Here is a 22,168-nt window from a genome sequence, read left to right as displayed (position 1 = left end):
TTCCGATAAGAGTCGGATGGCTGGCTAGCTTGCTGGCTATAGAAAGCCGATCTCAAACGGTCCGCTACAGAGCTGTTGTGCAACCCCTATTAGCAGTCTTATTGAGACCGAGTGTCAATAGGATAGCGACGTCGAGCAGAATGGCAACTCCACTCTTTAAAAATTTCTAGGATACGGTTTTCCTAGGGGGCTTGAATCATCCTGACAGGGACCACACTCGAGCCTACAACGATCGGGTTCCATAAACCAAACATCGGCTACTCATCGAGAGAAACCTCCTAGTAGCTACCAAGCTGTGCTGTGCAAATATAGACAATTGCCTTGGATTCGTTTTGTTGCGAAATCTCGAGTATCTGCTTGCATTCAAAATGTTCGGACCTGGTTGGATACCTGCCTTTAAGTAGCAGGTAAAGGTGATCCACTTTGTCGTCCCATGACATCTTCGACTCTGCCAACTGAGTTGCTAATCGCGTTAGACCGTAGTACGGCCTTCCTGACGAAAGTAAAAATCTAACTTGATCAAGATCCTCGTCATCATTCCTGCTTCCGCCGGATGGCAGAGTTGGAGTCCGCCGAACATTGGGTTGTGCCAGAGCGGTGTTGCTAAACCCTCGTTGTTTATCGAACTCTGTCCACTTGGCGACTAGAGCGGTTGTGCTCGGGCGGTGGAGGGACGTACGACTAAGATCTGATGGTACGAAAGAGAACAGTCTAGTGCCTTTGTTGTACTGCGATACCTTGTTGTCTGTTGCGGACAGATACCAACTCTTCGTTAGCTTTGCATCGGGAACAAAGAACGCATCGCTTAGTACGATTGCCTGAATAATAGTTCTAAGGTCTCCTGTGGCCTGCAACTGTTGGGCTAACATGTTTTTCAAGTCGCGTCGCTCTACATCTGCTTCATCTTCGGTAAGCTTGAAAAGTGGAACAAGTGGTTGTTGCATCAGCTTGATCCAAGCGGCTTCTACCAACCCCTTTCTGGCTTCAGACGACTGCTCAATCCATTCGTGAATCGTAGCACCATCAGATTCCATTTGCGACGCTTCGATTTGCCCATCGCTAATTCCAATAGCGTACAGATCAGCGGAAACGGTCCCCTTGGCGAGCTTTAGTTGACCATCATTGGAATCGTAGAAAAACTCTTGGTCTTTCGGTGTGAGCTCCGAATAGGGGCGTTCTCGAGCCGACGACACGATCTTGATAGCTGCCGCGAAATTCCAAAATTGCGACGCAACTTGTTCGTTTGGATTTTCAATAACGTTCAGAACAGACTTGTTATCGCTGTGACATTGAATGCAGCTTGCCGTACCATTTCCTGTGGAATGCAGGATACTGTTTGCCAAATGTGCAAAACGACTATCTTGATTACTCCCTTTGACCAGGAGATAAGCGTCCTTACTTCGAAACTCCCCATTGATAGCTGAGAGGCGTTTACTAATATCGTCAAACAATGCGAGTTTTGCATCTCGCTTGGAATCGCTTTCTTCAAAACCGACCTCGATAAACTGCCTTTCAATGGAACCGACGGGGGTCCCCTTTTCGAGCTCAGTTCCAATCCAGCTGACCAGACTTACCAGTTCGCGTCGAGTAGTATTAGTGATCGGTTGATTGAGGAAATTCTCCGCAATCAGCTTGCTCCAATGTTGCGAGAACTCAGTGGACGCAAGAATTTCCCTAACGGTATTCTCATAGCGATCATCACCTTTTTGCTGACGCAACATTTCTTCTTCAGAAAAGGTCGGGCGTCGCCCTAAAATGCCTTCCGTAACACGTGTGAGCCATATCTCGTCGTCACGATTCAATTTTGGTGATAGTTTGTGCTTCTCCCAGATTTGCCTGAGTTGCGAATTGATAACTTCGGTTAACTTCTGTGGCTCGAGTGCAACCGGTTGTTCAAACATTTTTCGGGTCGGCTTAGGAAGATGCACAACCTTTTGGACTGCTGGCTTCGGGGGATCGTTCGCCTCCGCAATAGATGCAAGAGTGGGCGTCTCTCGATCGCTTTCCTCGACCTGAGCGCGCTCCTCATCCAAACCGAGTTCTTTAAAGGATGGCATCGGCGGCAGGTTCGAATTTATAGCAGTCAGCTCGTTCTCTGTGTTAATGTTCCTCCAAGTCTGAGTCAACGTCACCGCGATCACGAGAGACGCGGCCAGACTGCCCAATCCAATGAGTCTGCGGACTGCACGGTACTCCCAGAAATGCGGTTCGAGCCGGTAGCTTCTTTGGGATCTTTGGGCCGAACCATGCTGTGAAGAGGGGATATGAACTGGTGGAGAAATATTGGCATAGTCTACGTCCGCTTGAGCAGCGCCAAGGGCTTCATCCAATTCTGCATTCGACATCTGCAGCTGCGCAGTTTTTTTGGCGGGTTGTCCGTTTGGTTGCTCCTCCTGGGCGCGCACCGCGATCTCCGAGATGATTCGCTGGCGAAGGGCCGGTGGAACGTTTCTACACAAGAAGTCCCGCAAGACCGCGTTGAAAACGACCTCTTCTGGATTTCCGATTTTCATAGGCCGTGGGTCATTTGGTCTATTCACTTTGCAACTTTCCTTCCACGCATTCCTTCAGTTGCGATTTTGCCCGTTGCATCAGATTTTTTGCACCGTGTTCGGTTATACCCAACTTGCGAGCGATCCGTTCCCGCGAGGCATCCTCCGAAAATCGCATTCGCAACGACATTTGAGCTCGATCGGTAAGTCGTGAAAAACAGTCTGCTAGAGCATCGAAGACTTCCCCACCATCGTTATCAGCTCCCGTCCAGCGATTCCAGACAGCATCCAGCGAGTCAATGTCCTCGGTGGTGGTGATCCGCTTGTGCTTACGCCGGTAGGTGACGAGCAAATGGTAGGCTACCCGTCTCAGGTAGCTCGCCGTCGCGGAGTCGCTAATCTGAGTGAATGGTCTACGTAGCACAGCCACAAACGTTTCTTGTGTCAAATCATCCGCGAGCGACTGGTCACACCCGAGCGCACGAAGGTACCTCCACACGTTCGCTTGGTGTTGCTCAATCAATTCTTCAGGAGTTAATGCCTTGGCAGTTTCCTGTAGTGGAGCGGATTCAAAACTCAAAGGGGACCCGATTCTTTACGCAAATAGTTCTTTTATTACCTTGCCGCTGTTTGCAATCTTCATCGGGCGTCCGCTCCGGCTGGTGAAAGTGGTCTCGAGCGAAATGCCTAACGCCTTGCAAACTGAGGCCATTAAGTCCTCCGCGGAATAGGGCTCGGTAATAACCTCCATGCCATCACTGCTGGTCGCGCCAACAGCTTGACCACCCTTGATCCCGCCTCCGCCAACCACAACGCTCCAGGCGCGGGCAAAGTGATCTCGCCCTGCCCCAGCGTTGATTCGCGGAGTCCGCCCAAACTCTCCCATCCAGACGATAACAGTATCTTCCAACAGCCCCCGCTGTTCAAGATCCATAGTCAACGCGGCCATCGCTTTATCGAGGGTCGGCAGCCGATCTCGCTGTAATGTTTGGAAAATTCCGTCGTGGTTATCCCATCCCCCTAAATCAACCTCCACAAAAGGAGCTCCCGCCTCAACCAAGCGTCGTGCTAAAAGACATCCTTGCCCAAACCCATTCTTGCCATAAAGCTCCTTCATTTCCTCCGGCTCGCTCTCCACCTTGAAGGCATCCCGTTGACGGCTCCCAAGGAAGTCATATGTCTTTTCCAAAATCTTCTTGTGCTCTACCGCCGAGTTACCTCGCTTTTGCCCAATAAAGGAATCTTCGATCATCGACAAGGCAACTTTGCGTTGCATCAACCTCTCATTGCCGATTGATCCTTCCAGATTGCGAACCCTTCCGTTATTCGAAACGTTAAACGGAGCATACGCCATCCCCAAGAAGCCTGGCCCCTCACTCGCACCTCCGACCGCAATAAACGGAGGAATCTGTAAGTCTGGACGTTGGTAAGCCAACTGATGAGAAATGACCGCTCCGTAGCTTGGATAGTCAATGCTCGCATCGGGAACGTAGCCGGTGTGCATGTAGTAGCGACCACGATTGTGGTCTGCTTCCCGTGTACTCATCGATCGGACAACCGCCATATGATGCATCTGCTGAGCCATCAATGGCATATGTTCAGAAATCTGTACATCGCCACTGGTAGAAACAGTACGAAATGGGCCACCATTATCCGTGCCGGGCTTTAGATCCCATATGTCGATCGAGCTCGGCCCCCCTCCCATCCAAAGCAAGATGCAGGACTTGCGATTCTTCTTTAAAGTGTCTGCATGTACCGCCAGCGAATGCCCTAGCGATAACGACGCCCCAAACATCGTCGCAGCACCGGCTAAGTGAGACGCGAAGTGTCGTCGGCTCATTCCATGAGGTGTTGCCAAGTGCCTTTGAGTTGCCCAGTTGGTCCACATCGCTTTGCCCTCTAACAATCGTCGAAAAGTTTCTAAGTTGTAATACTAAGGTTTGCAAGGAACTAGTGATTGAAAATGAACTCGTTGCTGTTCAAAATCGCCCACCACATATCCTGTAACATTCCAGCTACGTCATTATTGCGAACAACCAGCAGTTGTTTCGCTACCTCTAGTTCTTCGTTCTTCGCCTTGCGTGCCAATCCGGATAAGAACAAATTCTGTATCTTGTCCGCAGGCGTGCCCTTCTGCTGAATTAGCGTGTTAAGAAAGCTTCCCGGCTCCACAGAAGTTGCATCTTTGCTCAAATCGCCGTTAAACATCATCAAACTCTGCGAGATCGAACCATTGAATGTATTGGCTTCATCCCCTTCGTCGTTGCCGTAATCCACCAAAAACTGACGAATCCACTGATCTCTCAGTCGTGACTGTTCATCCAAGCTAACGTTACCTCGGGCTTTGGTGGCTACCGCAATCGACTGATACAACTGCTCACCAGTCATTTGCCTCGCATAAAAATAGGAGAACTTGGGTGTTTCACCGAGGCTCGGGTCGTCCGACTCATTCAACCGGGTGATTCGCGAAGATAGCTGGTACGGCTGAGACATCGTAATCCAAACGATCAACTGCTTGAGATCGTAACTACTATTTCGGAAATCTTCGGCCAACTGGTCAAACAACTCCGGATAAGACGTTGGATTATGAGGTCCTAGATCGTCGATCGGTTTCGTGAAACCATAACCGAGAAAATGAGCCCACATCCTGTTTACGATCATTCGATCCAAAAACGGACTTTGCATCATGAGTTTACCCAACTCGTCGCGACGATTAACCTGGCTCAAATAGCCGCTGCGACCAATCGCGGTTCCATCAACAAACGCCGGGTACGCAACATTGGTGATTCCATTCCGCAACTGATAGTATATTTCAGCCTCTTCAGGATTCCCTCCTTCTCCTGCAAAGTCGTGATTCCTCAGCTCGGCATATCGGGTCATCCCCTGATCAACCGTCCGAGCACTGGTTTGCCGAAAAAACGCATTGAACTCCCAAAACTTTTGCTGCTTCCACTGATTGAAGGGGTGGTTGTGACACTGTGTGCACTGCACCTGGAGCCCAAGGAATGTTCGAGAGACCGCTGCGGTCGCTAGTGCACCATTATCGGGATTAACCTTCATCGCTAAAAAGTTGGTCGCACCGTTGAACTTCTCGGTGCCAGGCAAGGTAGTCCCTGTCGCGGTTACCAATTCGTACACCATATCATTGTACGGCTTGTTCCTCGCAAACGAATCTCGCAAGTACTTCATCATTCCATCGCGACTGATCGTAGAATTGTCCTCCATCCCCCCCTTGCGACCAATCAAGACATTTGACCAAACCGTTGCCCAATGGTTGGCATACTCCTCCGTGTAACGATCGTCGTTGAGCAGACGATCAACCAGATTCACCTTCTTGGAGGACGACTTATCCTTGGCGAACTCTGCCAGTTCATCAAAAGTGGGGATACGCCCTACCAAATCGAGATACACCCGACGGCACCACTTTAGTTCGTCCTCCGCAGGCGAAGGCTTCAAGCCGTTATCTGCCCACCCCTGCTGCATGGCTTGATTGATCAGATCGATCTGTTTGGGGAGATTCTTCCCTTGCGCGGCCAGAGGCCCAGCAAGTCCCAAAAAACCCAAAATCGCCCCGACGGCCAGCAAAACGGGTTTGAAATGAACTGAGGGTGCACGATCCATGAGATGTCTTCTGGCAGGTGTTAAGACCGATCGGTTGTCGGTCTGGGGACCAATCACAAAATACTAGCGATGTAGCAATCCGCTCGTATTAATTGTACTCAGAATCCAAGATTTTTATGCTGCCCTGGGCAGTTTCTTCCACGAGAAGGGTTCGAACTGGCCGATTCTTGTGCAATCGGCCTGCTTCTCGCCTTCTCAATTCGCCTCTCCCAGCCTCTTGGTCCAGTAGGCCACCTGCTCCTCAACCCTCTTTGGATGGCTGGAACCATAGGACTGATAAGCCTTTACGGCACCGTCGACGTCCAAAATCTGCCGAATTGACAAATCGAAACTCGGATCGATCGAGCGGAAATCCTCATCACTTAGATCGACCAATCGGCACCGCCGTTCCTTGGCCAGGGCCACCATAGCACCCACGCGATGGTGAGCCGTCCTCTGAGGGACCCCACGCAGAATAAACGCCTCCATCAATGCCGTTGCATCCAAGAATCCTTGATCGAGCCGGGATCGAATCGCGTCGACGTTAAGCTCCGATTCGGCGACGATCGGAGCCGCTAGCTCTAGCATCAGCCCGACTGTGTCAAAGGCATCAAACACGGGAGGCTTGTCTTCTTGCAAATCCCGATTGTAAGCGAGCGGCAGTCCCTTTATCAGCACCAAAAGGGTTTGCAACGCCCCGACCACCCTGGCCGATTTGCCGCGGGTTAACTCGAGAGTGTCCGGATTTACCTTTTGTGGCATGATAGAACTTCCCGTACAGAATTTTTGCGGAAGCTTGATAAAGTCGAACTCCGTTGTCGACCAAAGAATCCACTCTTCGGCCCAGCCGCTCAAATGCTCAGCGATCATGGTCAAAACGAACACCGTCTCCACGACGTAATCGCGATCACTACTCACATCGATGCTGTTCCGCGCGATATCCTCAAAACCCAACTCACGAGCCGTGAATTGCCGATCTATGGGTAGGCTGGTGCCGGCCACCGCTGCACAGCCTAGCGGCGAAACGTTAACTCGCTTTCGACAATCTCTCACGCGATCTCGATCCCGTTCAAGCTTCTCGATGTAAGCTAGCCAATAGTGTGCAGCCAAGACTGGTTGAGCTCGTTGCAAATGCGTATACGCCGGAACGATTACCCCGTGATCTTTTTTACATCGGGACAAAAAGGCTCTTTGCAACGCGACTAACTGCTCATCGGTTTTGTCGAGATGGTCACGGACCCACATGCGAAGATCGGTCGCGATTTGGTCATTTCGAGAGCGAGCCGTGTGGAGCTTGCGGCCCGTATCCCCCAAAGCATCAATGAGAGCGTGCTCAATGTGCATATGGATATCTTCCAGCTCCACTTGAAAGGGGAGATCTCCCCTCTCAATTCGCCCACCGATCAGCTCTAATTCGCGACAAATGGCCTCGTATTCTGTCTGGGTTAGCAAATCGGATGCGGTCAGCATTTTGGCGTGGGCAATAGAGCCTCGAATGTCGTGCCGGAACAAACGGTGGTCGAAACTAATGCTTTCGCTGAAACGAGCCAGTCGCTCATCCATACCAGCAGCAAATACGCCACTTCTTGATGGGGAAGCCAATGTTGTGTCCTAGGTTGGTGAAAGGGAACATTCCAGCTATGATTCTGATACAAATCTCACAATCAACAAGTGACACTCGTTAGGATATGCTTTGACCAAGAGCGTTTTTCGACGGACGCCCGTCGCACTTTTAAACCTTTTCTCGAACCCGACCCGGGCTGCCGTCAGCGTGGGCGGGGTGTCGTTCGCGCTGCTTCTTGTTTTTATGCAGATGGGATTTCGAGGAGCCGTCGCGAATACTGCCACGCTGGTTTACAGCCGACTCGTCGGCGAAATTGTGATCCGCTCCCCCGATTACGTCCACCTGTATGAACCCCGATCTTTTGACCGATATTGGCTTCGTTTGGCTGAGTCCCATCCAGACATCGAGGTGGTTACACCCTTTTGGGTATCTCTGACTCGCTGGCAGAACCCGCCCAAAAACCCTGATTGTGCGGATGCTCCGCCGGAGGGCTCATTCCGAACAGTTGGCATGATGGGGGTGGAAATCGAACGACCTGCTCTCGATCTGGTCGAGTTGCTCCCCCTGCTGGATGAGATCAAGGATCCGAATGCCATGCTGATGGATCTAACGACTCGGGCCGAGTATGGACCACAAAATTGCAAAACCTTTTCCGATGAGGATATCGGTATCCGAACGGAGTTGGGCAATATTTCGACTCGGATTGCCGGGATCTTTAAGCTGGGAACGGGTCTAGCCACCAACGGGGCCGTCCTAGTTAATGATGTCGCCTTTGGGAGGCGATCCTTTATCGATACGCGAACCAAGTCCTGCCTGGGACTCATCCAAGTCAAACCAGGCGTAAACTCCGAGAAACTGGCTAGAGACCTTTTGGACTGGATGTCCGAGTTCGACCCCAATGCACAATCTTCCATCCAGATATTCAGTATGAAGCGGCAGGTGGAATGGGAGCGGAACCGCTGGCTAACGGAAACCCCAATCGGAATGATTTTCACCATGGGAGTGGTACTTTCGTTTATCATCGGAGCCGCGATCGTGTACATGGTGCTCGCCACAGACGTTACCAGCAGGATTTCAGAATTCGCGACGCTCAAAGCGATGGGTTATTCGAACGCGTACGTCGCTCTGATCGTCATGCGGCAAGCTTGGTTGTTGGCACTGGCTGGCTATGTCATCTCTGCAGGTCTTTCTTACGGGCTTTACGCTTTGACCGCGAACCTTTCCGGCATTCCCACCTTCATGACAATAGAGCGCATGGTCGGAGTTGGTCTGTTAGCCATTCTGATGTGCTCTTTGTCGGGCTTATTAGCCGTCCGTAAACTATGGAAGGCGGACCCGGCTTCGTTATTCTAGCATTTGCGTGAATCAATGTCGCATTGTGTGTTGACAAAGGGAATTAAGGCCTCATAATGTCTACTCTGGTCACTCGCATCGGGAGGAGAATGATGCCGCGATCCGTTCGCTTTTCTAGAGTTTGTCCTTGCTGTGGGAAGTCTCATCAAATCCCCGTAGCCCTTTTGGGCAAGAGTGTGCAGTGCATGCACTGCAACGAGGAGTTTGTTGCGTCTCCCTTACCAACCCCCGTGAGTAAACCTATTGACGAGTTCGATTGTCATGTTGTAGGGCTGATTCGTGCTGCTGACGCGCAGCTAGCCAGTTACGCAGGCTCAATCGGGACCGTTAAGGAATCGCAGACTACTGCTGAATTCCTTTAGCCTAGCCTGCCGAAACGTGGGTAGTCCGTTGGGGACGATTGGGGGCGGCAAATCCTGAAGAACAAACCTTGTGCGCTGCACAGCACGCTTTCGAATCCCAAAACGTGCCATCCATTTTTTTCTCTATCCATTTTTTCCCAGCTGATTTCCTGCCTGCGTTCCATAACGGTGGTGAGGAGAGGAATCCCGTCACCCAAACCGGAATTCGGCTTGGAATTTCCCCGCAACGACGCCAAACACTACGCTAAAACGTTGATCCAAGCAATCAGCGATCGCAGCAGATAGTTTGGGGTACTTTCCGCTTGCCTTCGTCGTCTAGGGAGCACCAGCAGGGCTATTTTTCGAGCGTCTCGCCTAGCTGAAACAAGCTGCGGCTCGCCGCTGGCCCCTGTGCCAACGCTTGCCTATCCGCTCCGCATCACCCGACATGGACTCCGTACCTCCGACGCAGCGGCTAAAGTACTTCTTGAAGTTCCACACCAAGTCCGAAAGCATCTCCGGCACCACGCCACATGCAATCAACGCGTCGCTGAGCGGCTTCGGCAACGCAACCGTACCCGCACTCGGCTTGTTCTCGGCTACCCAGCCAAGCAGTTTCTTGTAGCTGCTCCAGTCGATTCGAAGAAACCCCCTATCACTTGCTCGCAGGCCGTCACGATGCACTTGCGGGTCGCTTGACAACACTCCCGACCCTAAACATAGCGGAGCAAGCCAACTGTCTCGAGGCACCTGTTTGGTGGTCCCCTTCTTCTTGGCCTTGTGATCCTGGCGTTGCTCGGCCAGTGACTTGCCACGCTGAGCCACCGACTCTTCGTGCGTGATCGGTATTAAATCGAATGCCGCCGAAGGAATCTGCTTTCCCTTCTCCGCTTCGATGCGATCGTAAACCGACGTATGCACCGATTTCTCGAGACTCTCGGCCAAGGCAGCTCGAATCGGATTCAAGTCCACATACATGGCGCAAGCCAACAAACCCGCATCATCGACGATACGTTGCGCTTTGAAGCGTCCTTCCCAGAACCGGCCGGTGCAGTTATCCTGTCGGTTCGCAAAACGAGCAATCGGCTCGGCTAGAGCACGCATGAACCAAGAAATATCCGTCAACCTCGTCCGAATCTTGGCCAAGAGTTCCGGATCGGCAAGAACCCGTTGGACATCGGATTGCGATGGTTCGGCCAAGTGTTCTTCGAGTCTGCGTCCTGGGAAAACGCGAAGCCAGCGGATGGCGACTTCTTCGTCGGATAGGTTGGCTAGCACATCCGGTCGATTGCGTAAGATGACATGTAGGTGGTTAGAGAGAATCGCATAGGAGAGGATATCGATAGCGAAGACCGAGGCGAGTGCTTCGAATCTGCGACGAATCCATTCGCGGCGGTAGGAGTAATCGACCCCCGAAACGGCATCGAAACCGGCCAGAAAGGCACGGCGTACGCACCGCTGCACACAATGCACTACCGCGATCTCGTCATGCCTGAACTGTTCTGTGCGTAGTGGTCTACCCATGAATGGACTCCTCTAGTTAGTAGGACATTTTCCAAATGATACCGGAGGTGAAAAAACAGTCAAGCAAAAGATGGATGGCACTATGTGGGGGTTTTTCGTTAATTTATTTCTTCGGGGTTTTCGAGAAGTTTGGGTATTTTCGTCGCTATTTCACGCTTACTATTGTTGAACAGCGTGTGTCTGCGTGGAAAATTGGTCGCATCTGGGTCGAAATGCGTCCATAATTACTGCGGAGGACGATAGGTCCTTTGCTGTCGGTCCCCCGAATTTACAGCCACTCCCTTCCGAAGAAATGTGCCATGTTGAAGAGACATCCATTGGAGAATCAAGCCGCCGATGAACTCTCGACCATTCCCAGTGGTGCGGAGGCTGCCGATAGTTTGCATGTTGCTCCCACGGAAAGCATTCCTAACGGGGCGTTAACGTCGGTGGACGGCATTGTCGCTGAAGAAATCGACCAATCCGACGAACCAAAGGAGGTCGACCATGAAGAACTGCCTCCTGAGATCGATATCGAGGTTCCTTGGTTTGACTCGGATACTAAGGCGTTCTTGGTGAGCATGCTGGTTCATGCTGTCGTGATTGTTGGTTTAGCCTCATTCACCGTCGCGCAGAATCCTGAAGTCCTAAGAATATTTCTTTCGGCAACTCCGATCGAGGACCAGCCTACTCCCCTCGATGTTTTGAGCGAGATTGCCTACTCCGATGCTCCAGCGAGCGAAATTGGTTCAAACTCAGTCGGCGAAACGGACATGGCCCTCGCTGAAGCCCTTACCGTTGCGGACATGTCTGAGCTAGCCAACCCACCTATCGACATGACCATTCCAAATGGTGAGATTAGCGTTACCCTGGACATCAAGCAAGCTCTTGGGATCACCGAGTCGAAACGTATCGTTAAAGGGCTAACCGGCGTGGGGGTCAACGGCACTCAGGGAGCTGTAGATCGGATTACTTACGAACTGCTCCGTTCGATTGAAGAGCGTCCAACGCTCGTAGTCTGGCTTTTCGACAGTTCGATTTCCATGGATAAACAACGCAAAGAAATTCGAGAACGATTCGAGAAGATCTATGAAGAGCTCGGAATTGTTGAACAAGACCAAAAGCGACGCGGAAAATCGATTAATCACGAGGCGTCATTGCTGACAAGTATCATTTCCTACGGCATGGACGTTAAATTCCTGACTGACAGACCGACTGATGTTCTTGAGGAAATCCGGAACGCAGTCGATTCGATTGAGGTCGATGAGAGCGGCATCGAATACACGTTCAAGGCAATTAAGGAAGTGGCGGATAAGTACAAGTCCTTTCGTGCTTCTCGAGGCTCGGGTGGCCCGCAGCGGAATGTTGTCCTAATCGCCGTAACCGATGAGCGGGGGGACGATGCAGAATCGTGCGATGAGGCTATCGCAATCTGCAAGAAGTTTGGTATCCAAACACATGTCCTCGGCGTCCCCGCTCCCTTCGGTAGAGAATTTACCTACATAAAATTCGTGGATCCGGATCCTCAATACGATCAAACCCCAGACTGGAGGCAGGTCGACCAAGGGCCTGAGACGCTTTTCCCTGAAAGAGTCATGCTCGGATACAAAGACAACTACTACGAAGAACCGGTAATCGACTCTGGATTCGGGCCTTACGCTCTCTCACGGCTTTGTTACGAAACCGGTGGAATCTACTTTTCGATTCACCCCAACCGTCGTGTCGGTTCGCAAGTTCGGGCTAATGAAATAGAGACGTTCGCCTCGAGAATGAGCTATTTTTTCGCGCCGGATGTCATGGGAAAGTATCGTCCAGATTATGTTTCTGCGGATGAATATAAAAAAATGGTTCAGCAGAGTCCGATGCGGCTGGCTTTAATCCAAGCTTCGGCTCGATCACGAACAGGGACCTTGGATCGGCCTCGCCAAGTGTTCGTCAAGGTTGATGAAGCGAGGATGGTCAATGAACTCTCCGTTGCCCAGCAAGCCGCAGCACGTTTATCTCCAGAGCTAACCGCTTTGTGCCTTGTGCTCGCCGAGGGGGAAAAACATAGGGCAAAGGAGACGTCGCCCCGCTGGCTTGCCAGCTTTGATCTTTCCTACGGAACTGCCTTGGCCGCCAAAGTCAGGAACGACTCCTACAATGCGATGCTCGCTCTTGCGAAACGAGGCATGAACTTTGAAGACCCGAAAAACAACACGTGGACTATTGCCCCCAGCGACAAAATCTCCGTAGATAGCCGTCTGGAAAAAGATGCCAATTTGGCAAGGGAACTCCTCCAAAACGTCGTCGATAATCACCCAGGCACCCCGTGGGCCCTCCTGGCCTCGAGGGAGCTTAGCAATCCGATTGGCTGGGAGTGGAAGGAGTCTTTCACCGATCTCAACCCTCCTCCTCCGCGGCGCGACCCGCCCCCCAACAACAACCCCGCCCCGAACCCACCTGACGATAGGATGTTGCCCCCGCCTTTGCCAAAGCGACCCGCAACCAAAATCTAACCAATCATCAACCAATTACTCAGATTGAGGCACACCGACCAACGACGGGTCAAACCCTCCTGCGCTGGCAGCAGCACCCGTCTGGACGTCGGAACTATCGTCGCGAGGGGTAAAGTAACGCCCACGGTCAAAGGCCTGAGACAACTGGGCACCATCGAGCGGTTCCTCAAACAGGTTGACTTGATTGTAGGCAAGCAGCGATCCCTTTTCCCTGTGGAAGTCACGCATTGCAAGATTGTAATCCACAAGTGATCGGTAAAACGCGCTGGTACTGTTCGCGAGTTGCTGTTGGGCTTGCAGCAAGAAGTTGATATTGATCAGGCCTCGCTCATAACGGTTACGCAGAACTTCCACTTGCAGCGTGTCCGCTTCGACTCGATTGTAGTTTGTCTCCATCTGGAGGTGGCTACGAGCCATCTCACGAGACGCGTTGCTTAGGTCGTGCGTGATGCGGAGTTGCTGCTCCTTTAGCATCGCCATTTCACGAGCTAGCTGCAATTGAGCGTGCCGCACTGCTGCCGAGGCCTGACGCAAGCCTACGTTGTAACTCCATTCCAAGCCTGCTTGCCATTCCTGAAAATCCTTGTCCATTATGCTGTGGAAGAGATTGTCAAAGCGGTTGTTGGGATCCCGATTGCCAATTAAGTTGTCTCCCAAGCCTCGGAATCGATACTGCATCAATGCGTCCATCCTCGGTCGTTTGTTCAATCGAGCCGCGACGAGTTCGAACTCACGTCGTTTTACCGTCCATTCTTGACGCCGAATCTCAACACGGCGAGTTAATGCATCAACCACAGCGGACTCCCAGTCCACCAAAACCTGCGCTTGCATCGGCTCATCTTTTGGTTTCATGACTGTTCCGTCGCTCGGCGGCTTACCCATCATGTAACGTAGACGCTGCTCGGCCGCGTAGAGCCCTGTTGGGCCAGCGAGAGCATCGTTTAGTTGAGCGGAAAATAAATAGAAATTGGATCGAGCCTGGGCTTCGGCATCCGCCTCACCCCCTCGTTGACCAACCTTCTGAAGCTCGTTGACCCGCTGCCAAGTTTTCAAAGAACTTTCCCTCCCCAAAACTTGAGCTTCTAGCTGCCTGTAGGCAAAGTAGAGCTCCCAATATGCGGTCTCCACATCATTGATGAGGCCAATCACCCCGGCTTCAAAGTCCGCGAGAGAAATGTCGGTGTTGATCCTAGCGATCAAAACGCCATTGTATTGACCTATAATCGCATTTGGACCTGCAATACGATTGTAAGTCGTACCAGCACCCTGCATCAAAGGTTGCCTCCATTCTGCTTCAATGAATCCAACGAAATCGCTGGGAAAGCGACGGCTTGGGTTGTTGTTGCGATCGTAAACAACATTCGTACGCAATGCGTACTGAGCACCTTGAGCGGTTCGCTTGCTGACTTGGTTAATGAAGTTCCCGGTGGTCTGTTGGTTGACCAAGGGAAAGAACAATTCAAACTCAGGTAGGTCGGGCCGGTTGATTGGCCTTTCATTTTTCTGCCAGAATAGCTGTGAGTTAACCACAGCATCAAACTCGGATAGAGCTGCTTCGACTCCACCGAGTGGATTGACGTCGACCAGGGCCGGGTCAAGTTCCGTCGGTTGCATCTGTGGTGCAGCCACCACGGAGCCACCCAAGTTTCTCAAAACTTCACTCGTTTGTAGGGCCGCAGTAATTGCTTCCTGCAGCGTGATCTCGATGGTCGGCAGATCGCTCGGGTTCTCGATCGAGAGGGGTAACGGGGTTTGCAGGATATGCAGATCCGGTTCGGCCCGGACGTCAGGATACTCAATCCGCGTGATATACTCCTGGAAGTAGGAACTGTTTTTGTTGTCTGTCCACGCACGAAAACGATCGACCGGCTTACAACCGGAGAGTGTAGTTGCTGTGATGCAACCGGCGGCGATCCATTGTTTCAGACTGGTTCGATGAAACATTTTTTGACTCGTGCTATTAATCGTGGCCTGTCGTTGTTCGCCCAGCATGCAATTTGCATGCATTCGTTTTACGCGTAACGACCGAATATCAAGAACTATCGGACCGACTCCTACAATCGCTCGAACCTTGGGGACCGTAGTTTGTCGGAACTTAAAATCACAACACGAACAATTGGCACACTCGGCAACCTTGCCCCAGTCTAGCTAAGTCGCCCTGTTTAACATGTGCAGGCACAGCTCAACGGGATCGAACAAAAGCCATGATCTCTTCGTGAATTTGTTCAACAGGTAAGGAAGCGTCAACAACCCGGCAACTGCTCCCTAAGACGCGGGATTCCTCAACGAACCCTCGCCTCACAGCGCGAAAATACTCAACTCCACGTTTCTCCAAACGATCATGGCCACGCTGGATTCGCGAGAACGCCAGTTCCGGATCCAAATCCAATACCACCGTTTTGTCAGGCAGAAGGCCTTTCGTCGCCGTACGTCCGACCTCCCAGATGACTTCCGGCGAGAGACTTCCAGCGGTTCCCTGATAGACCACATTAGCGAGCAAAAAGCGATCGCAAACAACAGTTTGCCCATTTTCCAGGGCCGGAATGATTTGCTCAGAGACCAACTGAGCTCGGCAAGCCATATAGAGGAGCATCTCGGCGGTTCCATCGAGAGGAATGTCTTCTCGGTGCAGTAGAATTTCCCGGATCGACTCTCCCAATTTTGTTGTGCCAGGGTCGCGAAATCGGGCAATCTGGTGCCCTTCGTTCTTTAGTACTTCGCAGAGCATTGCAATTTGAGTTGTCTTGCCCGCCCCATCGATTCCATCAATTGAAATAAACACTGAGTTTCCCTGTCGTTCGAGGAACTGCCGAAGACCTGTTCCAATTAAATTGGTATCCTACTTACAAAGAGAATTCTCGTCGACGATCCCTTCGGATGCATCATGAATCAGCCACAGAATTTCCCGTCCAATGACCCATCAAAAAACGCCAATTCGGAATTTGCCTACGGGGAAGACGAAAAGGCACGCCCCCAGCCCGCTGACGAGCCACCGTTCTCGCTGGAAAGCGAGGATCTGATTGACATGCTCAAGAGAACGGTCGACCGACTCCATCTCGATGGTACGACACGTGGCGATCTAAAAATCCTTAGTCGGACGTTACGAGAGTTGCGATACGCCTTTAAGGTGTTTCAACCCTATCGACGCCGTAGGAAAGTTACCATATTCGGCTCTGCACGCACTCCTCCAGACCACCCTACCTATATCCAAGCCGCAGAGTTTGCAAAGCGAATGACCGACTTTGGCTGGATGGTCATTACCGGAGCCGGGGGCGGAATCATGGAAGCCGGCCACAAAGGAGCGGGGCGCGAGATGTCGATGGGCTTGAATATCATGCTCCCCTTCGAACAGTCCGCGAACCCCTATATCGAGGGAGACCCAAAACTGGTCACCCTAAAATACTTCTTCACTCGCAAATTGATGTTCGTCAAGGAGTGCAGTGCGGTAGTGTGTTGCCCAGGCGGATTCGGCACGCTCGATGAGACTCTGGAAGTACTTACGCTCATCCAAACGGGCAAGCAAACCATGTTTCCCCTCATCTTGCTGGATGAGCCCAACGGGACTTTTTGGGAAGGGTTCGAAACATTCGTGCAATCCGAGCTGATGAAGCTAAAGTTAATCAGCCCTGAAGATGTGAACCTCTACCGCGTAATGCACTCAACCGAAGCAGCCGCCCAGCACATCATGCACTTCTATTCAAATTACCACAGCATGCGATACGTGAACGATACACTCGTATTGAGAATCACTCATAAGCTCACGGAGGAAAGCCTCGAGGAACTGAACCGCGAGTTCGGGGAGATCCTGGCGTCCGGACGCATCGTTCAGCAGTCCGCATTGCCAGAAGAAAGCAGCGAACCAGAACTAGCCAATCTTCCTAGACTCGTCATGCACTTCAACCGACGAAATGTTGGCAAGCTGCGACTGTTGATCGACCAAGTAAACGATTGCGAGACCCTGGCCTAATCAGATTATTTACCGTGAAGGTTTGAAGAAACCGAATAGGCCTGTTGTAGGGGCTAACAGCACATCGTGACGTCCCCCAACTACGTCTTCAAGAATCTAATGCCTATCGAACTTGTAGGATGCACGGTTTGCGTCTACGAAATTGGGCCGCGTGAGATTGACCAGATTGTATCGGAGCTCATGGCCATCGAGTTTTCAGCATCCATCAAGAGAGCAGATGTGAATGCTGTCTTTCTCTCCCGTTATGGGTTCTAAGGGGAATTAGAGCCTCTTGGAAGGCGTTTGTATCGCCCTAATAACCAGATTTCAGTACGCAAAGTTATTTTTCGCAACTAAGCTTGTCAAAAATAACCCCGCGTCTACACTTGCAGCGTAGTTACTTTTCCCACGACTAATGTTGCAATGGATCTTCCTATTCATCAAACCGACGAGCCGATTCGACCAGTGGATCAACTGGTATTGGACCTGCTTCGGCGTGAGCCGGGTCTGTCGATCCAGGAACTGATGGATCGTCTGGAGGTGACGGCGACGGCCATTCGTCAGCGGATCGAGAGGCTCGAGGCCTCGGGTTACATCGAGAAAAAGAAACGACTGGCTGGCCGTGGACGCCCGCAATTCAACTACTTCCTTACCGACTTGGGCTGGAGGCAGGCTGGGGTCACCTACAGCGAGCTAGCCATCTCGCTTTGGTCGGTGATCGGTGACATAGAAGACGAGTCGCTGCGAGCACAGATCGTAGCAAAAGTCGCCCGCCGCATGGGTGACAGCTACAAATCGTTGCTCCCAGACGCTTCCATCGAAGAGCGCATGCGGACGCTGGCCGGGGTGCTTTGTACTCGCAAGGTGCCGGCTTCGTATTCGTGTGAGAAAGATCTACCGGTATTAGAGGTTCATGCTTGTCCCTATCCCGGCTTGGTTGACGAGGGAGCCGATCGTTCGGTTTGTCAATTGGAGCAGGAGGCGTTAAGTCAGGCTCTGGGTCAGGAAGTTCACTTGTCCAAATGCCGACTAGACGGACATGGAAGTTGTCAATTCTCACCTGTCGTGGCGACTGCTTCTGCATCAGAAGCGATCTAGATGCGACAAACCAACCCATAAAAATTTTTCCTTGATTTTTTCACGAACTAGAATTTACGGATTTCGAATGTCCCACACATTGAAGATCGAAAACTTGCACGTTGCAGTTGATGGAAAGCCCATTCTTCGAGGCGTGAACTTGACCCTGAACCATGGTGAAACGCACGCATTGATGGGGCCTAACGGTTCGGGAAAGAGCACCTTGGGCTTGGCGATCTCTGGGCATCCTAATTATGTGATCACTGAGGGGACCATCACTCTAGACGGTGAAGACATCACCGAGTGGGAAGCCGACCAGCGGGCTCGGGCCGGTATCTTCATGGCCTTTCAACGTCCGATCGCAATACCTGGTGTCAAAACCGCTGACTTTTTGCGACATGCGACCACCAATGTTCGTCGTCCCGATCGCAAAGAGGGTGAAGATCTGATTCCCATGCGAGAGTTTCGCAAGGATTTGAAGGCCAAGATGGAGCAGTTGAAGATCGATCCAGAGTTCGCACGACGTTACGTGAACGACGGTTTCTCCGGGGGAGAAATGAAGCGTGCAGAAATCCTCACGATGGCCATGCTCGCTCCAAAGTTTTCGATCCTTGATGAAACCGATAGTGGTTTGGACGCTGATGCCGTTCGATTGGCCAGTGCTTCGATCGCTGAGATCGGCAAGGACAAGATGGGATTGTTGATCATTACCCACCATGACAAATTGCTGGAACACAATCCTCCTCAGTTCACGCACGTGATGTTGGGTGGGCGAATTGTTGAAACTGGCGGTGCTGAGCTTGCACGAGAATTGCATGACCACGGTTACGAAAGAATTCGTCGAACCTATCCTGACGCAGATGCGGCTAACCAAGAAATGGTGGCCAAAGAGGAATCCTTGGCGGTTTAATTGTCGATTCTCAATCAATCCATTTCCACGAAAAGAATATAGAACGTACTATGGCAACCGATTTGGCAGGAACGTCAGAAGAGCTCGGCGAAATCAACAAGTATGATTTCCGAACCGAGAGCAAGGCTGTCTTCAAGGCTCGCAAAGGTCTGGATCGGGATATCGTGAATCAGATATCCGAGATGAAGAACGAACCAGAGTGGATGCGGGACTTCCGCTTGAAGGCGCTCGACATTTTTCACTCGAAGCCCATGCCTACCTGGGGCGGCAGTATCGATGTCAACTTTCAAGATATTTTCTATTACTTGAAGCCAACCGACAAACAAGGTCGAACTTGGGACGAGGTACCTCAAGAGATCAAAGACACCTTCGACAAGCTGGGGATTCCCGAAGCCGAGCGCAAGTTTCTGGCCGGCGTTAAGGCCCAGTTTGAGAGCGAAGTTGTATATGGTTCGCTCAAGGAGGATCTATCCAACCAAGGTGTGATATTCACCGATACCGACACGGCTGTTAAGGAATATCCTGACTTGGTAAGAGAGTACTTTGGGAAAATCATCCCATCGACCGACAACAAGTTTGCCGCCTTGAACTCGGCGGTCTGGTCAGGTGGCTCATTCATTTACGTACCGAAGGGGGTCAAGATTGAATTCCCGCTCCAAGCGTACTTCCGCATCAACGCGGAGAACATGGGGCAATTTGAACGGACCCTCATCATTGTCGATGAAGGGGCAAGTGTTCATTACGTCGAGGGTTGCACCGCACCGATGTACTCCTCGGAGTCTTTGCACTCTGCGGTTGTGGAAATCGTCTGCAAGCGAGGTAGCCGATGCCGATACACAACGATCCAGAACTGGGCCAACAATATTTACAATTTGGTCACCAAGCGAGCTATGGCTTACGCCGATGCGACCATGGAATGGGTTGACGGTAACCTCGGTAGCAAGCTGACCATGAAGTATCCAGCGGTCTACATGATGGAACCTGGGGCTCGAGGTGAAATCCTATCGATTGCCTTTGCGTCAGCAGGTCAGCATCAAGATGCGGGCGCCAAGTTGGTACACTGTGCGCCTCACACGACGGGGCAGATCATCAGCAAGTCGATCTCCAAGAATGGTGGTCGAAGCAGCTATCGTGGTTTGGTGCGTGTAGAGAAAGATGCTAAAAAGTCCAAGTGTAACGTTGTTTGTGACGCGTTGATTCTGGATCCGCAGAGCCGCAGCGACACCTATCCTTACATCGAGATCATGGATCAAGATGTAAGCATCGGTCACGAAGCCAGCGTGTCTCGCATCGGAGAAGAGCAATTGTTCTATCTCATGAGCCGGGGCTTGAGCGAAGCTGAAGCCAGCACCATGATTGTTAACGGTTTCATCGAGCCTCTCGTTAAGGAACTCCCTATGGAGTATGCCGTCGAGATGAATCGCCTCATTCAATTGCAAATGGAAGGTTCGGTGGGCTAATATGAATGCAGTCATGGTACGCAATGAACAGCTAGGAGCGTTTAATGATGCCGGCTTTGCATCCTTTTTGCAGAGCCGAATCGATCCCGCGTGGCTAACGGAACTCCGCCAAGAGGCTTGGAAACAATTTAGCTCCATGGAATGGCCCAATCCTCGCGACGAGAATTGGATGCGGTCGGAGCTTAGGGGATTTAAAATCGATAAGTATCCTCTACCAGTTGAGACCGAGGATCTACCCAAGGACACGGGTGCTCCTGTTTGGTTATTAGAGGGTGTCGATGCAGCAGGTAGCATCAGCAGTGTCGACGGTCGGGTCATGAGTGATTCGCTGAACGAAACCTTAGCTGCCAAGGGGGTACTGTTTGGTTCGCTGTCTCGATTCTGCCGTGAAAAGCCAGAAGTCATTCGTGGTGTTATGCATTCCTTGATCGGAACTGCTCCGGACCGATTTGCAGCGTTGCAGAGTGCGATGTGGTCTGATGGTTGCTTGCTTTATGTTCCTAGAAATGTAACCATTGAGCAACCGCTCCACTTTCATTCGGCTTTGACCGAAGGCGGGACAGACATTTCCCACGTGTTGGTGATTCTCGAAGAGGGCGCCCAAGCGACAATCTTATCCGAATGTAGCAGCCCAAGTGATCAGGCGACTGGTTTCCACGCGGGTGGACTAGAGCTTATTGTCAAGGATCGAGCGAATTTGCGATTCGTTTCCTTGCAAGATTGGGGACAAAAGGTTTGGCAGTTTTCCCACCAGCGTGCCAGTGTCGGACGCGATGCCACGATTCAGTGGACGGTCGCTGCGATGGGAGCTCGATTCGCACAAGTCGATCAACAAGTCGAATTGGTTGCCCCCGGGGCGAGCAGCTATGTAAATGGTGTGATGTTCACTCGCGATAGGCAGCACTTGACCTACAACACCATTCAGCGTCACTGTGCACCGCATTGCACCAGTGACTTCCTCTACAAATCGGTTCTTCAGGACAATTCTAGAACGGTTTGGAGAGGCATGATCAAGGTGGATGAGGGGGCAGATAAGACAGACGGTTATCAGCGAAACGATAACCTCATGCTGAGTGATCAAGCTCGCGCGGATTCGATCCCTGGTCTTGAGATCTTGGCAGATGACGTACGTTGCACTCACGGCAGCACCAGCGGCCGGGTCGATGAAGAATTGATCTTCTATGCTCAATCAAGAGGTTTTACTCGCCAGGAAGCCATTCGAATGATCGTGACCGGGTTCTTTCAGCAAATATTTGATCGAATCACCATTGAATCAGTTCGCGATGCATTAGGTGCAGCGATTGCTCGTCAAGTTCGACAGTACGAGTAGATCGCTAGCTTTTCGAATCCGTCGGAACATTTCCATTGCCGCGTTCGTGATATCGAGCTGCGGCATTTCCGATAATACTACCCCCTTTTTATTA

17 protein-coding genes are annotated in these 22,168 nt (G+C 51.6%); 9 read left to right on the top strand and 8 right to left on the bottom strand.

Annotated elements, in window-relative coordinates; genetic code table 11:
• Positions 1-278 precede the first annotated feature (278 nt).
• The 5 genes from SH449x_RS03530 to argH all read right to left on the bottom strand — a co-directional run bounded on the left by SH449x_RS03530 (position 279) and on the right by argH (position 7,694).
• Positions 279-2,540 (bottom strand): DUF1549 domain-containing protein, encoded by a 2,262-nt coding sequence (locus tag SH449x_RS03530; RefSeq protein WP_482379937.1) that lies wholly within the window; start codon positions 2,538-2,540, stop codon positions 279-281.
• Positions 2,533-3,072 carry an RNA polymerase sigma factor gene (locus SH449x_RS03525; protein ID WP_482379936.1) on the bottom strand — a complete coding sequence of 180 codons (540 nt, stop codon included), beginning with the start codon at positions 3,070-3,072 and terminating at the stop codon, positions 2,533-2,535. The genes SH449x_RS03530 and SH449x_RS03525 overlap by 8 nt, the downstream gene beginning before the upstream one ends.
• Positions 3,073-3,087: 15 nt before the next feature.
• Entirely contained in the window at positions 3,088-4,380 is a 1,293-nt protein-coding gene (locus SH449x_RS03520) for a DUF1501 domain-containing protein (RefSeq protein ID WP_482379935.1), read from the bottom strand.
• Positions 4,381-4,442: 62 nt separating this feature from the next.
• On the bottom strand, positions 4,443-6,113 hold the full coding sequence (locus SH449x_RS03515; protein ID WP_482379934.1) for a DUF1549 domain-containing protein: 1,671 nt from the start codon (positions 6,111-6,113) through the stop codon (positions 4,443-4,445).
• Positions 6,114-6,308: 195 nt separating this feature from the next.
• Positions 6,309-7,694, bottom strand: a complete 1,386-nt coding sequence (argH, locus tag SH449x_RS03510; RefSeq protein ID WP_482379933.1) for an argininosuccinate lyase — start codon at positions 7,692-7,694, stop codon at positions 6,309-6,311.
• A 91-nt stretch (positions 7,695-7,785) separates the two neighbouring features.
• Between argH and SH449x_RS03505 the strand changes: the two genes are divergently transcribed.
• Positions 7,786-9,009 (top strand): FtsX-like permease family protein, encoded by a 1,224-nt coding sequence (locus SH449x_RS03505; protein WP_482379932.1) that lies wholly within the window; start codon positions 7,786-7,788, stop codon positions 9,007-9,009.
• 230 nt (positions 9,010-9,239) lie between these two features.
• The gene (locus SH449x_RS03500; protein ID WP_482379931.1) at positions 9,240-9,371 is read left to right on the top strand and encodes a hypothetical protein; all 132 of its coding nucleotides are present in this window, start codon (positions 9,240-9,242) and stop codon (positions 9,369-9,371) included.
• Between the two features lie 354 nt (positions 9,372-9,725).
• Here SH449x_RS03500 and SH449x_RS03495 read toward each other — a convergent pair whose 3' ends face one another.
• Positions 9,726-10,874 carry a transposase gene (locus SH449x_RS03495; RefSeq protein WP_482379286.1) on the bottom strand — a complete coding sequence of 383 codons (1,149 nt, stop codon included), beginning with the start codon at positions 10,872-10,874 and terminating at the stop codon, positions 9,726-9,728.
• A 299-nt stretch (positions 10,875-11,173) separates the two neighbouring features.
• Between SH449x_RS03495 and SH449x_RS03490 the strand changes: the two genes are divergently transcribed.
• Positions 11,174-13,351, top strand: a complete 2,178-nt coding sequence (locus SH449x_RS03490; protein ID WP_482379930.1) for a VWA domain-containing protein — start codon at positions 11,174-11,176, stop codon at positions 13,349-13,351.
• Positions 13,352-13,366: 15 nt separating this feature from the next.
• Here SH449x_RS03490 and SH449x_RS03485 read toward each other — a convergent pair whose 3' ends face one another.
• Together SH449x_RS03485 and tmk are read right to left on the bottom strand one after the other, a co-directional pair.
• Positions 13,367-15,295, bottom strand: a complete 1,929-nt coding sequence (locus SH449x_RS03485; RefSeq protein WP_482379929.1) for a TolC family protein — start codon at positions 15,293-15,295, stop codon at positions 13,367-13,369.
• A 238-nt stretch (positions 15,296-15,533) separates the two neighbouring features.
• Positions 15,534-16,178 carry a dTMP kinase gene (tmk, locus tag SH449x_RS03480; protein WP_482381805.1) on the bottom strand — a complete coding sequence of 215 codons (645 nt, stop codon included), beginning with the start codon at positions 16,176-16,178 and terminating at the stop codon, positions 15,534-15,536.
• A gap of 57 nt (positions 16,179-16,235) precedes the next feature.
• Between tmk and SH449x_RS03475 the strand changes: the two genes are divergently transcribed.
• From SH449x_RS03475 to sufD, 6 genes are all read left to right on the top strand, one after another.
• Complete coding sequence (locus SH449x_RS03475; RefSeq protein WP_482379928.1) at positions 16,236-17,318, top strand: LOG family protein; 1,083 nt, start codon at positions 16,236-16,238, stop codon at positions 17,316-17,318.
• Between the two features lie 99 nt (positions 17,319-17,417).
• Entirely contained in the window at positions 17,418-17,573 is a 156-nt protein-coding gene (locus SH449x_RS03470) for a hypothetical protein (protein WP_482379927.1), read from the top strand.
• 147 nt (positions 17,574-17,720) lie between these two features.
• A complete protein-coding gene (locus tag SH449x_RS03465; protein ID WP_482379926.1) occupies positions 17,721-18,395 on the top strand; it encodes a helix-turn-helix transcriptional regulator in 675 nt (224 codons plus the stop codon).
• A 67-nt stretch (positions 18,396-18,462) separates the two neighbouring features.
• Positions 18,463-19,284 (top strand): Fe-S cluster assembly ATPase SufC, encoded by an 822-nt coding sequence (gene sufC / locus SH449x_RS03460; protein WP_482379925.1) that lies wholly within the window; start codon positions 18,463-18,465, stop codon positions 19,282-19,284.
• A gap of 50 nt (positions 19,285-19,334) precedes the next feature.
• Positions 19,335-20,744, top strand: a complete 1,410-nt coding sequence (sufB, locus tag SH449x_RS03455) for a Fe-S cluster assembly protein SufB (protein ID WP_482379924.1) — start codon at positions 19,335-19,337, stop codon at positions 20,742-20,744.
• 1 nt (position 20,745) lies between these two features.
• Positions 20,746-22,074: a Fe-S cluster assembly protein SufD gene (sufD, locus tag SH449x_RS03450; protein ID WP_482379923.1), complete on the top strand. Its 1,329-nt coding sequence runs from the start codon at positions 20,746-20,748 to the stop codon at positions 22,072-22,074.
• Positions 22,075-22,168 lie beyond the last annotated feature (94 nt).

This window comes from Brakhagea baltica (assembly GCF_052161605.1).
Taxonomy (GTDB): Bacteria; Planctomycetota; Planctomycetia; order Pirellulales; family Pirellulaceae; genus JBKCUI01.
The sequence above is the reverse complement of the archived record's forward strand: the minus strand, read 5'-3'. Positions and strand labels throughout refer to the sequence as shown.

What these genes read in the sequence shown, in the direction of transcription:
- SH449x_RS03520 (WP_482379935.1), bottom strand. Translation starts at nt 4,380, where the DNA reads ATGTGGACCAACTGGGCAACTCAAAGGCACTTGGCAACACCTCATGGA.
- SH449x_RS03515 (WP_482379934.1), bottom strand. Translation starts at nt 6,113, where the DNA reads ATGGATCGTGCACCCTCAGTTCATTTCAAACCCGTTTTGCTGGCCGTC.
- SH449x_RS03495 (WP_482379286.1), bottom strand. Translation starts at nt 10,874, where the DNA reads ATGGGTAGACCACTACGCACAGAACAGTTCAGGCATGACGAGATCGCG.
- SH449x_RS03490 (WP_482379930.1), top strand. Translation starts at nt 11,174, where the DNA reads ATGTTGAAGAGACATCCATTGGAGAATCAAGCCGCCGATGAACTCTCG.
- SH449x_RS03485 (WP_482379929.1), bottom strand. Translation starts at nt 15,295, where the DNA reads ATGTTTCATCGAACCAGTCTGAAACAATGGATCGCCGCCGGTTGCATC.
- SH449x_RS03475 (WP_482379928.1), top strand. Translation starts at nt 16,236, where the DNA reads ATGAATCAGCCACAGAATTTCCCGTCCAATGACCCATCAAAAAACGCC.
- SH449x_RS03470 (WP_482379927.1), top strand. Translation starts at nt 17,418, where the DNA reads ATGCCTATCGAACTTGTAGGATGCACGGTTTGCGTCTACGAAATTGGG.
- SH449x_RS03465 (WP_482379926.1), top strand. Translation starts at nt 17,721, where the DNA reads ATGGATCTTCCTATTCATCAAACCGACGAGCCGATTCGACCAGTGGAT.
- sufC (WP_482379925.1), top strand. Translation starts at nt 18,463, where the DNA reads ATGTCCCACACATTGAAGATCGAAAACTTGCACGTTGCAGTTGATGGA.
- sufB (WP_482379924.1), top strand. Translation starts at nt 19,335, where the DNA reads ATGGCAACCGATTTGGCAGGAACGTCAGAAGAGCTCGGCGAAATCAAC.
- sufD (WP_482379923.1), top strand. Translation starts at nt 20,746, where the DNA reads ATGAATGCAGTCATGGTACGCAATGAACAGCTAGGAGCGTTTAATGAT.